The 13,954-nt window shown below is 47.4% G+C and carries 11 protein-coding genes; 5 read left to right on the top strand and 6 right to left on the bottom strand.

All coding sequences use genetic code 11. The features are described 5' to 3' along the window. Window positions 1-121 precede the first annotated feature (121 nt). From ACNA7P_RS06230 to glyQ, 3 genes are read right to left on the bottom strand one after another with little or no spacing between them, the layout of a single operon-like run. Window positions 122-430, bottom strand: a complete 309-nt coding sequence (locus ACNA7P_RS06230) for a hypothetical protein (protein WP_416257758.1) — start codon at window positions 428-430, stop codon at window positions 122-124. A 37-nt stretch (window positions 431-467) separates the two neighbouring features. Next, on the bottom strand, window positions 468-2,537 hold the full coding sequence (glyS, locus tag ACNA7P_RS06225) for a glycine--tRNA ligase subunit beta (RefSeq protein WP_416257757.1): 2,070 nt from the start codon (window positions 2,535-2,537) through the stop codon (window positions 468-470). 2 nt (window positions 2,538-2,539) lie between these two features. Beyond that, window positions 2,540-3,490, bottom strand: coding sequence for a glycine--tRNA ligase subunit alpha (glyQ, locus tag ACNA7P_RS06220; protein ID WP_416257756.1), 951 nt, complete (start codon window positions 3,488-3,490; stop codon window positions 2,540-2,542). A gap of 100 nt (window positions 3,491-3,590) precedes the next feature. On the opposite strand from glyQ, the gene ACNA7P_RS06215 reads away from it, so the two are divergent. The 3 genes from ACNA7P_RS06215 to ACNA7P_RS06205 all read left to right on the top strand — a co-directional run bounded on the left by ACNA7P_RS06215 (window position 3,591) and on the right by ACNA7P_RS06205 (window position 6,062). Next, complete coding sequence (locus ACNA7P_RS06215) at window positions 3,591-4,172, top strand: DNA-3-methyladenine glycosylase I (protein WP_416257755.1); 582 nt, start codon at window positions 3,591-3,593, stop codon at window positions 4,170-4,172. A gap of 9 nt (window positions 4,173-4,181) precedes the next feature. Beyond that, on the top strand, window positions 4,182-5,375 hold the full coding sequence (locus ACNA7P_RS06210; protein ID WP_416257754.1) for a hypothetical protein: 1,194 nt from the start codon (window positions 4,182-4,184) through the stop codon (window positions 5,373-5,375). Window positions 5,376-5,579: 204 nt separating this feature from the next. Next, entirely contained in the window at window positions 5,580-6,062 is a 483-nt protein-coding gene (locus ACNA7P_RS06205) for a GNAT family N-acetyltransferase (protein ID WP_416257753.1), read from the top strand. A 22-nt stretch (window positions 6,063-6,084) separates the two neighbouring features. Here ACNA7P_RS06205 and tusA read toward each other — a convergent pair whose 3' ends face one another. The 3 genes from tusA to fadB form a co-directional block, all read right to left on the bottom strand. Beyond that, window positions 6,085-6,330, bottom strand: a complete 246-nt coding sequence (gene tusA / locus ACNA7P_RS06200) for a sulfurtransferase TusA (protein ID WP_416257752.1) — start codon at window positions 6,328-6,330, stop codon at window positions 6,085-6,087. 197 nt (window positions 6,331-6,527) lie between these two features. Beyond that, window positions 6,528-7,691, bottom strand: coding sequence for an acetyl-CoA C-acyltransferase FadA (gene fadA / locus ACNA7P_RS06195; RefSeq protein WP_416257751.1), 1,164 nt, complete (start codon window positions 7,689-7,691; stop codon window positions 6,528-6,530). A gap of 18 nt (window positions 7,692-7,709) precedes the next feature. After that, window positions 7,710-9,851, bottom strand: coding sequence for a fatty acid oxidation complex subunit alpha FadB (fadB, locus tag ACNA7P_RS06190; protein WP_416257750.1), 2,142 nt, complete (start codon window positions 9,849-9,851; stop codon window positions 7,710-7,712). A gap of 421 nt (window positions 9,852-10,272) precedes the next feature. Here fadB and ACNA7P_RS06185 point away from each other — a divergent pair, with 421 nt between their 5' ends. Together ACNA7P_RS06185 and ACNA7P_RS06180 are read left to right on the top strand one after the other, a co-directional pair. Continuing rightward, window positions 10,273-12,363 (top strand): transglycosylase SLT domain-containing protein, encoded by a 2,091-nt coding sequence (locus ACNA7P_RS06185; RefSeq protein ID WP_416257749.1) that lies wholly within the window; start codon window positions 10,273-10,275, stop codon window positions 12,361-12,363. A gap of 44 nt (window positions 12,364-12,407) precedes the next feature. Further along, the gene (locus ACNA7P_RS06180; protein WP_416257748.1) at window positions 12,408-13,907 is read left to right on the top strand and encodes a TrkH family potassium uptake protein; all 1,500 of its coding nucleotides are present in this window, start codon (window positions 12,408-12,410) and stop codon (window positions 13,905-13,907) included. The last annotated feature ends 47 nt before the right edge of the window (window positions 13,908-13,954 follow it).

Genomic DNA, 13,954 nt, shown 5'->3' with positions numbered 1-13,954 from the left:
TTTATTCAGGAAAATAACACGGAAAAATGATAAGTAAGCGCAAGAAGAATAACTGGCGCTAAAATATAAAAAAGCCCTCACTTTGCAGTGAGGGCTTTTTTGGATGCATTAAACAGTTTACTTACTTAGCTTCAGGTTTTGGCTGATTTCGCACCATTTGGCACACAATCACCGAAATTAATGCTCCGGGCGTTGCTAGAAATGCGTAAAGCACCACATTCAATGACCGTTCACCGGCAATTTCGTTGCCAGTAGCGCTATCAGCAAATAATGGCGCTAGCAGTTCATAACCAGTACTAAACACGAAGATAAGTAAAAAGGGCAGTACGGCAGCAACAACAATACTCAGCGCAGGATGTTTTAGTTTGGCAGCCTGGTTGCCAAACCAAATGCAGATGGCAAACACCACGATATACACTAAGAATGCCATTGCATGCCTCCGATTATCTTGTTGCCGGCCCGTCGGTTTATTGCAGCAACGAAATATCCGCAACCTTTAAGAATTGGTTGCGAAGTTCGTTCAGCAGGGCTAAACGATTACTTCTTACTGCTTCATCATCTGCGTTTACCATTACTTGATCAAAGAACGTATCTACAGGCTCTTGTAACGTTGCTAACGCGTTTAAAACATCGCTGTAGCTTCCTGCCTTCGCTGCCGTGTCAATTTGCGCTACAAGGCTGTTAAGCACCTGATTCAACGCTACTTCAGCGGGCTCACTCAACAAATCTTCCCGCACAACACCAATCTCGCCTTCAACCTTGGCTAGAATGTTAGAAATACGCTTATTTGCGGCAGCAAGAGCCTCTGCTTGCGGCTTGCTTCTGAATTCAGCCACCGCTTTAACTCGCTGGTCAAAATCGAGCGCAACAGTAGGGCGGCGCGCGAGAACGGCTTGAATTACATCTACAGCAATCTGCTGATCTTGATACCATGCTCTGAATCGGCCAAGCAAGAAATCAGCCACTTGGGTAGTAACACTTTCAGGGGCTTTTACTACCGAGCCATAGCTTGCAACAGCAATCGCTACAATGGCCTCAATATCCAGAGGCAACTTGCGTTCAACCAGAATGCGTAGCATACCGATGGCTGCGCGGCGCAAACCAAAGGGATCGCGATCTCCTTTCGGGGTTTGCCCAATCGCAAAAATACCCACCAGCGTATCAAGCTTATCGGCCAAGGCTACCGCACATGCTTCAGCGCTTACTGGTAAATCATCGCCTGCAAAGCGTGGGCGATAATGCGCTTCAATAGCTTGCGCTACCAGCTCATTTTCACCATCGTTGCGCGCATAGTGCATGCCCATTACACCTTGCACCTCAGGGAATTCCATTACCATGTTCGATACTAAATCGGCTTTGGCCAATAGGCCTGCGCGGCCGGCGGCTTCGCTATCCGCACCAAGCACTTTTGCGATAGCAGCTGCATTCGCAGAAATACGCCGAGCTTTATCGCCAACACTGCCAAGCTCTTTCTGGAATAATACCGAATCTAGTTTCGCTAATCGGCTTTCTAAGCTTGATTTCTTATCTGTTTCAAAGAAGAACTGCGCATCTTTCAGGCGCGGACGCACCACCTTCTCGTTCCCTGAAATTACCTGCTGCGCATCTTTGCTTTGAATATTGCTAATGAAGATAAAGCGCGGCAACAAGTTGCCTTGTAAATCAGTAAGCGGGAAGTAACGCTGATCGTCCTTCATGGTATAAATCAATGCTTCTTTTGGCACCGATAAAAATTCTTTATCGAAGCTAGCAACCATAGGCACAGGAAACTCAACTAGGGAAGCTACTTCATCGATCAAATCCTCATCCCATACGGGTACGGCATTCTCACTCTGAGCGAGCTCTATAACCGCTTGCTTAATGGTATCTCGCCGTTCTACGAAATCTGCAATAACATGGCCAGAGCGCAATGTTTCTGCATACTCGTTGGCATTATTGATGGTTAAAAGCTCGGGATGATGAAATCGATGCCCGGTCACCTTATTGTTGCTTTGTATGCCAAATAGGTTTGCCGGAAGCACTTCGCTACCAAGTAATACCGTAAGGTGGTGGAGTGGCCGAATGAAATGGTGGTCGCCCATACCCCAGCGCATTGTTTTTGGAATCGGCAATTGTTTCACTGCAGTATCCAACATACCTTGCACTAGCTCGCGAATCGATTTGCCCGGCAGGGTGGCGTTATACATCAACCACTCGCCTTTATCGGTTACTAATCGTTCTGCTTGTGCTACCTCAATACCCATGCCACGTGCCCAGCCTTGGGCAGCTTTGGTAGGATTACCCTCAGCATCAAAAGCGGCCGCTACAGCGGGGCCGCGCTTCTCTACCACTTCATCTTGCTGTGCTGTTTCTAGGTTTTTTACAAGAACACCAAGGCGGCGAGGCGAGGCAAAGGCGCGAATCGAATCAAAGGCTAAGCGCGCATCGTTCAATTGGTTGGCAATACTATTGGTAAAGCTCTCGCTCAAACCTTTTAATGCTTTCGGTGGCAGCTCTTCGGTGCCGAGCTCGATCAGTAAATCGTTACGCTGATGCATGCTTATGCTCCCTTTTTGCTGCTGTTGTACTGCGCCAATACGGATTTTGCCAACTCTGGCTCTGCCAATGGAAAGCCAAGTTGGGCACGGCTGGCAAAATAAACTTCCGCACATGCTTTTGCCATGGTGCGAACGCGCAGAATATAACGTTGCCGTTCGGTAACAGAAATCGCATGGCGGGCATCGAGTAAGTTAAATGCATGAGATGCACGCATTACTTGCTCGTATGCAGGTAAGGCTAAATTGTGTTGAATGAGAAGTTCACATTCCTTTTCACAGGCATCAAAGCGCGCAAACAGAACATCTACATCGGCATATTCGAAGTTATAAGTAGATTGTTCAATCTCATTTTGCAAAAACACATCACGGTAATAAATAGTACCGCGCGGTCCGCTGGCCCACACTAAATCGTAGATGCTATCAACACCTTGAATGTACATGGCTAAACGTTCTAAGCCATAGGTAATTTCCCCGGAAATTGGTTTACATTCAATACCACCTACCTGTTGGAAGTAGGTGAATTGAGTAACTTCCATGCCGTTAAGCCACACTTCCCAACCTAGGCCCCATGCGCCAAGGGTAGGAGATTCCCAGTTATCTTCCACGAAGCGGATATCGTGTACTAGTGGATCAAACCCAAGCATCTTTAAAGAGCCAAGGTAAAGCTCTTGAATGTTTGCTGGTGATGGCTTCATGATCACTTGAAATTGATAATAGTGTTGCAAACGATTCGGGTTTTCCCCATAGCGGCCATCGGTAGGGCGGCGGCAAGGTTGCACGTATGCGTAGCTCGCCGGCTCAGGGCCGAGAGAGCGGAGGAATGTCATGGGGTGAAAAGTACCCGCGCCCACTTCCATATCGAGTGGCTGAACAATGGCACAACCTTGCTGTGCCCAATAATCTTGCAGAGCGAGAATAAGGCCCTGAAATGTTTTTACATCAAATTTTGCCATGGGATGGTTCCATTTCATTCAATCGAATTTCCGCTTCGCGGCGGCATGGGTTTGTGTGATTATACCGTAACCATTCGTGCGATTTATAGGGAGAAACGCAATGGATGCAAGCAATAATGCAATTAATCGCTGCCCTTGGTGCGGTAACGCTGCAGATTACCAGGAATATCACGATAAAGTATGGGGTAGGCCGGTTCATGATAGCCAAGAGCTGTTTGCGAAATTGTGCTTAGATGGACAGCAGGCAGGGCTAAGTTGGATAACTATTTTGAGAAAGCAGAAAGGGTATGAGGCTGCGTTTTTCAATTTCGATGCACCTCGCCTTAGTAAGATTAAAGGTAAACAAAGAGAGGCGTTTATTATTGAGCAAATGCAGAATACGGCAATCGTGCGGAATCGCCTAAAGATAGAATCCATTTTTCGCAACGCCGATGGTTACATGCAGTTGCAGAACGAAGGCATAGATTTCAGTGAGTTTCTTTGGGGCTTCGTAGGTGGAGAGCCGATCATCAATCACCCTGCGAGTATGGCAGAGGTACCAACCCAAACAGAGGAATCGGTGGCTTTATCAAAAGCGCTTAAAAAGGCGGGATTCAATTTTGTTGGTCCAACGATTGTGTATGCTTTTATGCAAGCTGTGGGCATGGTAAATGATCATGTTGCTGAATGTGATTTTAAATAGGGACTTCGTATGAAACGAATAAAGCGGATTGTTACGGGTGTGGGCAGCTGTTTACTGCTATTCCCATTGGCCGGCTGCACTAGCCTTGTTGAGAGGCAGATATTGAATATGGAGCCCGTGAGAGGTATGGCAAGCGTTGAACAAGTTGTTGCGCCGAACCGCCGGAAGATTTGCGATGAAACGTTAGCGCAGCGGTGTTTGCATTATCTCGATCTGGCAGATGTGGAAGCGCTCTACGAAGAAGGCGAGAAAGTTCTTCATAAGGATTTCACCTGGACCTTAACTTTGCGTTCAAATATGGAAAAGGACCGAGCAATTAATGATTACTTTTCGGAGGAAACGCTGTTCCAATTCCCGGAGCTAATGAATGATTCCCCAATTGCGATTGTTGCTCCTGGGTATGGAATGCGCTCAGCACATCTGTTTGCGCCAACGGGGGTATGGTTGCGTTCACTCGGCATACGGCCCTTGATACTAGAGGGCCCAACGGAGCGAAAACCGATGGCGTTTGGTTTGCCAGAGCTGGCGCTAATTCGTGACTATGTTAGCGATCATTACGCCAATGCGCCGATTGTGTTAGTGGGCTTTTCCATGGGTATGATGGCGATAACCGAACTCGAATTGCTGTTCAAGCGCGAAGAGGTTACGCCAGCAGCTTTAGTATTTGTTGCTCCAATGACAGATTTTCGTAGCGATGCGAACTTCATGTTTCGACAGATAAAGGAAAAAGATTGGCGCGTACGCTGGTTCGTTTCCGAATCACGGTTCAATAAAGCGCTAGCCAATATCATACTCCGAAGCGGAGAAGCTGAGCGCCTCACGAACCTGGGCCTGCGGCTGATGGCTACGGAATCTCCGGCGCTTGTGCTCGTTGGTCGTGACGATAAGGTTGTTGATGTGAACGATAGTAGGGCAGCGGTTGAGGCCTGGCTGGGTATTAATGGTTTAGAGAGGTTAGGTGATTATCCGGAAGAGCCGGTTAGCTTTCCACTGGTGTTGAATACACCGAATGAAGCGATAGAACGGTATAGAACCTTTCAAGTGGGGGAAGGTAAGGATCGCTATATTGAGTATGAAATGCTCGGCCACAGCACTCTGATTACTATGTTGATGCCGGTACGCGAGGATGTCGAGAGTTGGCTAGAACAACTCGTTGAATTTCGCAAAGCACCACCTGAGTTAGATATTCCTGAAGTGATGTAATGTAATTTACCCGTGCTGTAGAGGTTCCACGTGGAACCTCTAAATCATTACGCTGTTGTTTTAGTCGTTCTCCGAGCGTCATTTTGTTATCCTCATATTATTAATATTATCCCCATGGCTATCTCTAAGAAAGCTATGGTGTTGAGGTTATTCTTAGCTATGCATTGTGGCATAAGAAGATGAATAATAGGGAATATATAAGAAATGTTACGAATAGAGCCGGTAGATTATAAAAATCCAGAACATGCAGCGGCTTTAATAGCGCTTCTTGATCATTATGCGCAAGACCCAATGGGCGGAGGTGAAGCTTTACCAGCTGCAACACGCCAGAACTTGATTGGCGAAATGGCGGCTAGGCCAACGGTGTATAGCTTTATTGCGTGGCATGAAACAGATGGGGCGGTAGGGCTTATTAACTGCGTGGAAGGATTTTCTACTTTTGCAGCAAAGCCTGTATGTAACCTGCATGATATCGCCGTGAAAGCGGGTTATCGAGGGCAGAATATAGGGCAAAAGCTTATCGCAGCAGCAGCGGCAAAAGCAAAGCAACGGGGTTGTGTGAAACTAACCTTGGAAGTATTAAGCGGCAATGAAACGGCTCGTTTGGCTTACCTGAAGTTTGGCTTTAAGCCTTATCAGTTAGATCCAGAAATGGGGCATGCTGAATTTTGGGAGTATAAGCTTTAGGGTTCCACGTGGAACATGTAGCTTATAAACCCTTTTGAATAAGGTAGTGGTAGGGCGCTTCATCTGTTTGTGCTGCAAGTAACTGATGATCCATAAAACGGCAAAACGCGGGAACGTCCCGAGTTGTTGCTGGATCATCGGCTATTACCAATAGCGTTTCGCCATCCGCCATATGCCGAATTCTGCCACGTATCAACATCACAGGCTCAGGACAACGTAAACCTATAGTATCGAGATGGTGATTGGCATTACTAAATGGTGGTGCCATTGATAAAACCTCTTTAGAAAAAATAGCGAACAGCACTAGTATAAATGCTCGTTACCGATAAAAAAATCCCGCTAGGCATATTCTCTGCCAAAGCGGGATTTTCATTTGCAGGGCGATGCTACAAACTAGCGGCATCACTAGCTATTTGCGATACCTCTTGTTGTTAATACAACGTATCGCCCAGCTAAATCGCTACTTTATACACGCTCAAATACAGTGGCGATACCTTGGCCAAGGCCAATGCACATGGTAGCTAAACCAAGAGTTGCATCTTTCTGTTCCATCAAGTTTATCAAGGTAGTGCTGATTCGCGCTCCTGAGCAACCAAGAGGATGGCCAAGGGCAATAGCGCCGCCGTGCAGGTTCACCTGAGTATCCATTTTATCTTCAATCTTCAGGCCGCGCATTACTGCTAACGCTTGTGCTGCGAATGCTTCATTCAGCTCAAACAAATCGATATCCGCTAGGCTTAGGCCAGCACGTTGTAATGCTTTTTGTGTGGCTGGCACTGGGCCGTAACCCATAATTGAAGGATCACAACCGGCTACGGCCATCGAACGAATACGCACGCGTGGCGTTAAACCCAAAGCTTTAGCTCGGTCGGCAGACATAATCAGGGTTGCTGCTGCACCGTCGGAAATAGCCGAAGAAGTGCCTGCTGTAACGGTACCGTTCGCTGGATCAAACACCGGGCGCAATGCGGCAAGTGCTTCTACCGTGGTTTCTGGGCGAATTACTTCATCATGCGCAAAGCGTTTTAATACGCCGTGCTCATCATGGCCATTAATGGCATGTATTTCGTTTTTAAAACCGCCGTTTAAGGTTGCTTCGTGCGATAAACGATGCGAGCGCGCACCAAATTGGTCTTGCTCTTCTCGGCCAATGCCAAACTTTTTGCCGAGTAACTCTGCAGTTAAGCCCATAGAGCCAGCTGCTTTTGCTACGGTGCGGTTCAAACCAGGGTGAAAATCTACTCCGTGCATCATCGGCACATGGCCCATGTGCTCTACACCACCGGCGATGAAAATATCACCGTTACCGGTTTGTATGGCGCGGGTAGCATCGTGAATGGCTTGCATTGAAGAACCGCACAAACGGTTCACAGTAACCGCACCCACTTGGTGCGGAATGCCTGCAAGTAACGCACTGTTCCGCGCTACGTTAAAACCTTGCTCTAAGGTTTGTTGCACACAACCCCAGTAGATATCCTCGAGTTCATTTGGATCTACATTCGGGTTACGTGCTAATAGGCCTTTCATCAGTTCAGCAGATAAATCTTCTGCGCGAACGTTGCGGAAGGCACCGCCCTTCGAACGGCCCATTGGGGTACGAATTGCATCTACAATAACGACGTCTTTCATAACATTCTCCGTTCGTGGTTAGCTTTTAAAGTAAGTGCCGCCAGTTTTGGCTTTTTCGCGTAACCCATCAGTTACCTGATAGATTTCGCCCAAATCGGCATATTTATCGGCCAACTCAACAAATTTCTGTAAGCCTAAGGTTTCGAGGTAACGGAAAGCACCACCACGGAATGGCGGGAACCCGATACCGTAAATTAACGCGATGTCGGCTTCTTCTGCTGAACCCACAATGCCTTCTTCAAGGCAGCGCACCATTTCGTTTACCATTGGGATCATGCAGCGCGCAATAATTTCATCTTTCTCTGCGCTCGCTTCCTTCGCACCAATAATTTCGTAAACTTTAGGGTTTACTACTTTCTGCGGGCGGCCGCGTTTGTCTACGCTGTATTCATAAAACCCTTTGCCGTTCTTCTGGCCGTAACGTTCAGCTGCGGCTAACTGCGCAATAGCGCCGTTATCATCGCGAGCCATACGCGTAGGGAAGCCTTCAGCCATCACGTTAGTTGCATGATCTGCTGTATCTAAGCCCACAACATCACATAAGTACGCAGGGCCCATTGGCCAGCCGAACTCTTTTTCCATTACTTTATCGATGCCGGTGAAATCGACGCCATCATCAAGCAGTTTGCTGAAGCCTGCAAAGTAGGGGAATAGTACGCGGTTTACTAAAAAACCAGGGCAATCATTTACCACAATCGCAGTTTTCCCCATTTGCAGGGCATATGCGGTTACGGCTGCGATGGTTTCATCGGAAGTATGCTTGCCGCGGATAATTTCTACCAATGGCATTTTATGCACAGGGTTAAAGAAGTGCATGCCGCAGAAGCGAGAAGGGTCTTCTAAGCTTTCCGCGAGTTTATCGATAGAAATCGTAGAAGTATTTGAAGTAATAATGGCATCTTTTGCCACTACCTTTTCAACTTCGGCTAATACAGAAGCCTTAATTTTCGGATTCTCAACAACGGCTTCAACAATAATATCTACATCAGCTAGTTCACTGTTATTTAACGTAGGCGTGATCGAGGTTAGCGTTTTTGCCACAACTTTCTGGCTAATCTTGCCGCGCTCAAGAGCTTTACCTAAAATTTTCGCAGCTTCATTTAGGCCTAAATCAAGTGCATCACGGCGAATATCTTTCATTACTACCGGTACCCCACGCGAGGCCGATTGGTAAGCAATGCCACCACCCATGATACCGGCACCTAAAACGCCCGCGCGTTTAATTTGCTTGGTAGCGGATTTAGCCGATTTCTTACTTTTGCTTTTCACTACTTGATCAGCGAGGAAAATGCCAACCTGAGCTCGTGCTGCATCAGTTTGCGTTAGCTTCACGAACAGTTCATTTTCGATATTCAGCGCTTGTTCACGCGCTTCACCTGCACCGCGCTCTACTACTTCAACGGCAGCATGTGGAGAAGGGTAATGCTTACCCGCTTTTGCCCATACCATACCTTTGGCGGTGCTGAAGCTCATCAATTTTTCAGTGTCGTTCGCTTTTAACGCTTCTAATTTCGGTTGGCGTTTGGCCTGCCAATCAAGATCGCCGGCAATGGCATCACGTAGCATAGCGAGTGCGCCTTCCTTTAACCGATCACTACTGGTAACCGCATCCACTAAACCTACCGCTAAGGCTTTCTCTGGTTTGTGGTTCATGCCGGTAGTAATGGCTTCGAGTGCGTTATCCGGGCCGATTACGCGAGGTAAACGAACGGTGCCGCCAAAACCAGGAATAAGGCCTAGTTTCACCTCTGGTAAGCCGATAACCGCAGTTTCATCGGCGATACGGTAATCACAAGCGAGTATCGCTTCGCAGCCGCCGCCCAACGCAAACCCATTTACCGCTGCAATTGATGGAACTGGTAAATCTTCTAGCTTGTCAAAAACGCGAGAGGCTTTGCGAACCCACGTTTTAGTTTTTTCTAAATCAGCAAAAAGGGTGAGGAATTCGGTGATATCTGCGCCTACAATGAAGGTAGATTTGGCGCTGCGAACGAGCACACCTTTTAGATCGGTGTTGCCAGCTAGCGTGTCTAGCGCATCACTAAATTCGTTAAGCGTTTTTTCGTCAAATTTGTTGACCGAGCCCGGTGCATCGAAGGTAACTTCGGCGATGCCTGGCTCAATAAAATCAACATGAAGGTTAGTACCTTGGTAGATCATCTTTGGTCTCCCGACTAGTGAGCAGAGCGAACCTCTGCCAGCACTCAAGTTTTTTGCTTGCGTGTTACAATGCATGTACTGTTCGTGGCAAACTGTTGTAAGCGAACAACATACAAGAGTATGGTAAAAAAATCGCGACTAATCATCCCATAATGAGAAAGAAAATTAAACACCCGTTTGAAAGTAACTTTTAGCTGTAGTTAACGAGATATAAAAACGAATGTGTAGAAGTAGTGTATCAGTGCAAAAACAGGTGCCCAAGCAGATACAAAAAACTGCGTTTGTACAATTATGTATGCTGTTTAGCGCAGCGTTATTGGCTTTAGCGAGTATGGGTACAGTTCAGGCGCACAACATTATAGTTAAGACGCACAATATTAAGCCGAGTAATGCTACTACGCATCATTTTATCGCACATAGCATGAGTGCGCAGCCAGGATTCAGCAACGAATCTATTCCTGATATTTTCACAGCGGATGAGCCGCACCTAAATGCACAGCAAGCGCCAATTTCAACTCTGGTTACGATAGCGCAGCAGGCGAGCCAGCCGAATAGCCCGGCAGGCCCCTTTAATCCTCTAATTCAGCCGTGGGGATTACATGTTGATCAGCAACTTGAGAGCCAACGTGAATTATATCAAACCGTAAGAACTTTAATTGAGCGGCGCCAGCTTACTGATGCCCGAAGCAAACTTGTAGAGCTCAGCGGCTATCCGTTATTTCCCTATGCCGAAGCAGCATTGCTAGAAACGAGTGTAAATTATGCCAATGAAAGCGTAATTCAGGAATACCTTGCTGTATATGGCAATACGCCCCCAGGCCGATCGTTGCGTTCTTCATGGTTGGAGTTTCTGCGCAAAGAAAATGATTTTGCTCGGTATGTGCGCGATTATCAGCCGCAAAGTTCATTAACGTTGCAATGCCATGCATTGCGTTCGCGTTATCGTTTGCGAGATAACTGGCAAGGTAATGATGAGGCAGATTTTTGGCAAGAAGTAACCGATTTTTGGGTGCATGGGCGTAGCTTACCCTCTGCTTGTGATGGCTTATTTCGCTTATGGGCAGAGCAAGGGCTGCGCACCAATGCTGTAGTGTGGCAACGTGCTGAGTTGGCATTGAGAGAAGGGCAAACGTCGCTATTTCGCTATTTATTGCGGTTTTTACCGCGAGAGCAGCAACAGCTATTAGAATTGCAGCGTCGATTACGCGCGAATCCAGGGTTGGTGCGGCGATACCAATATATTAGCGCCACCGGTGATGAACAAACCGATCAATATTTACGCAGGTTGGTGATAAGTGCGCTCAGCCGCCTACGTTGGAACGACCACTTCGATACGATTGCCGCATGGGAACATTATCAACAGAAGTTCACCTTTAGCGAGCGCGAAACCAATCAAGTAAATGCTGAGATAGCGGTTACCTTGGCGTTGCGTGGCGAGCCGAATGCATTAGCATGGTTTCAGCGGTTGGCGATTGAGGATATGTCACCGATTGTGCTGCAGTGGTATTTGTCGAGTTTATTAAGAGATCAGCGTTTCGATTTAATTAATGATTTAGTATTAGCAATGCCGCCAGAGCAACAGCAGCAGGCGCAGTGGCTGTATTGGCGGGGCCGCTCGCTGGCGCTGATGGGGGAATTAGAAGACGCCACTGAGCTTATGGTGCAAGCAGCGCAAGAGCGGAATTATTATGGCTTTCTTGCCAGTGCGCGTATGAGCTTACCGCCGAATCTAAATAACGAAACCACCGAAATTGTGGCAGATAAGCTAATTGCCTTAAGCCAACGGCCAGAAGCGCAAAGGGCGCGCGAGTTTTTGCATCTAGATAATCACCTAGCCGCCCGTAGGGAATGGAATGTATTGCGCGCTCGCGCTAGTGCGGAAGAGCAAGTATACATTGCCTTATTAGCATCAGAATGGGGCTGGCATGATCAAGCCATTTTTGGCTTCGCAAGTAGTAACGCTTTTAACGATGTAGCCCGCCGTTTCCCGCTCGCACACCATCAGTTACTAACCGAATGGGCGGAGCAAGCCCGCGTGGATTCAGCGTGGGTGTTTGCTATTGCGCGGCGGGAAAGCTCATTTCAAGTTGATGCTGTATCGCCGGTGGGCGCTCGAGGTTTAATGCAGGTAATGCCGGGCACCGCTGATTACTTAAATAGACGCACGGCTTCCAGTGCTACGCGTACGCGGCCGAGATTGCAAATTGATCGGCCAGAAGATAACGTGCGCATGGGCACGCAATACCTTGCAGAGCTTTTGTACAGAAAAGATGGTAATTGGTTGCTCGCTACTGCAGCATACAATGCGGGGCCAAATCGGGTAGCGCAATGGCTACCAGAATCTGATTTAGCCGCAGACATTTGGGTAGAAATGATCCCTTACCAAGAAACACGCGATTACGTAAAAGCGGTGCTTGCGTATCAGCAAATTTATACGCTGTTGCTCGGAAAAGATGCTAATGTATTACAACCTCTGGTGCGTATGCAGATTAATGGAAACGGCCAAGGTTAACTTAAACAACAAATAATAAAAACTGCTCGAGGAACGGCTTTTCAATGCAAATACGCACAATATTGCGGATTTTAGGCCTATTAATAGCCATTTTCAGCGTAACCTTATTGCCGCCAGCAGCGCTTGCCTATTTCTATGAGGACGGCGGTGGTTGGGCATTTTTGCTCGCATTTGTATTAAGCCTTTGCATTGGGTTGCTTATTTGGTACCCGAACCGCGATAAACGCCAAGAACTGAAAACTCGCGAAGGCTTCGTAATTGTGGTGATGTTTTGGGTGGTATTGGGTTCGGTGGGAGCAATCCCGTTCTGGATGCCAGATGCATATTCGCTAAGCTTCACAGATTCAATGTTTGAATCATTCTCAGGGCTTACCACTACAGGCGCAACCGTTCTTACCGGCATCGATGAACTTCCACATGCTTATCGCTTTTATCGCCAACAGCTGCAATGGTTGGGTGGTATGGGGATTATCGTACTTGCCGTGGCAATTCTGCCGCTGCTCGGCATCGGTGGCATTCAGTTGTATCGAGCGGAAATTCCTGGGCCAGTTAAAGATTCAAAAATGACCCCCCGCATTGCTGATACGGCAAAACAGCTGTGGTTTATTTATTTAGGCCTTACTATTGCTTGTGCGCTTGCTTATTGGGCCGCAGGCATGACCCCATTTAATGCAATTGGCCACGCCTTCTCCACGGTAGCTATCGGTGGCTTTTCTACGCACGATGCCAGCATGGGATTTTACGATAATCCTGTAATCTATATGATTTGCGTACTTTTCTTGCTGATTGCCGCGGTGAACTTCGCCCTGCATTTTGCCGCTTTCCCGCGCTTGTACAGCCGTAGAATGGAAGGCAAAAATCAATACGATTGGAATAAGGGCTCGTTTTCGGTATACACCCGAGACCCTGAAGTACGAGCGTTGTTCAGTATCCAGTTGGTACTGATGGCATTAGTGGTGCTTACGCTGCTGAGCCAACAGTTTTATAGCGATTGGAGTGATTCGCTATTTCATGGGATTTTCCAAGCCGTATCCATTGCTACTACGGCTGGCTTCACTACTGCAGAATACGCTACTTGGCCATTATATTTGCCAGTGCTGTTGATATTCGCCAGCTTTATCGGTGGTAGTGCAGGTTCAACCGGTGGTGGTTTGAAGGTAATTCGTGTGCTGCTACTTTATCGGCAGGGCATGCGAGAAATTAATCGCTTGGTGCACCCGAAAGGGGTGTTTACGGTTAAATGGGGCAATAGGGCATTGCCAGATCGAGTAGTTCAAGCTGTTTGGGGTTTTTTCGCAGCATATGCATTACTTTTCGTGATTATTATGCTGTTATTTATTGCTACCGGTTTAGATGATTACTCAGCGTTTGGGGCCACCGCAGCCACGTTAAATAACTTGGGCCCAGGATTAGGCGAAGTAGCAGGTAATTTTACTAGCGTATCTGCAGCGGGTAAGTGGATAGCCGTTTTGGCGATGCTATTTGGGCGCTTGGAGATCTTCACCTTGCTGGTGTTGTTTACGCCAGCATTCTGGAAGCATTAGGCCTACAGTTTAAAGGTAACTTAGCAGGGTTTAAACGGTACCAACCT

It is taken from the genome of Aliidiomarina sp. (assembly GCF_047920995.1).
Lineage (GTDB): Bacteria > Pseudomonadota > Gammaproteobacteria > Enterobacterales > Alteromonadaceae > Aliidiomarina.
The sequence above is the reverse complement of the archived record's forward strand: the minus strand, read 5'-3'. Positions and strand labels throughout refer to the sequence as shown.

What these genes read in the sequence shown, in the direction of transcription:
- ACNA7P_RS06205 (WP_416257753.1), top strand. Translation starts at nt 5,580, where the DNA reads ATGTTACGAATAGAGCCGGTAGATTATAAAAATCCAGAACATGCAGCG.
- glyS (WP_416257757.1), bottom strand. Translation starts at nt 2,537, where the DNA reads ATGCATCAGCGTAACGATTTACTGATCGAGCTCGGCACCGAAGAGCTG.
- fadB (WP_416257750.1), bottom strand. Translation starts at nt 9,851, where the DNA reads ATGATCTACCAAGGTACTAACCTTCATGTTGATTTTATTGAGCCAGGC.
- ACNA7P_RS06215 (WP_416257755.1), top strand. Translation starts at nt 3,591, where the DNA reads ATGGATGCAAGCAATAATGCAATTAATCGCTGCCCTTGGTGCGGTAAC.
- ACNA7P_RS06180 (WP_416257748.1), top strand. Translation starts at nt 12,408, where the DNA reads ATGCAAATACGCACAATATTGCGGATTTTAGGCCTATTAATAGCCATT.
- fadA (WP_416257751.1), bottom strand. Translation starts at nt 7,691, where the DNA reads ATGAAAGACGTCGTTATTGTAGATGCAATTCGTACCCCAATGGGCCGT.
- tusA (WP_416257752.1), bottom strand. Translation starts at nt 6,330, where the DNA reads ATGGCACCACCATTTAGTAATGCCAATCACCATCTCGATACTATAGGT.
- ACNA7P_RS06230 (WP_416257758.1), bottom strand. Translation starts at nt 430, where the DNA reads ATGGCATTCTTAGTGTATATCGTGGTGTTTGCCATCTGCATTTGGTTT.
- ACNA7P_RS06210 (WP_416257754.1), top strand. Translation starts at nt 4,182, where the DNA reads ATGAAACGAATAAAGCGGATTGTTACGGGTGTGGGCAGCTGTTTACTG.
- ACNA7P_RS06185 (WP_416257749.1), top strand. Translation starts at nt 10,273, where the DNA reads ATGAGTGCGCAGCCAGGATTCAGCAACGAATCTATTCCTGATATTTTC.
- glyQ (WP_416257756.1), bottom strand. Translation starts at nt 3,490, where the DNA reads ATGGCAAAATTTGATGTAAAAACATTTCAGGGCCTTATTCTCGCTCTG.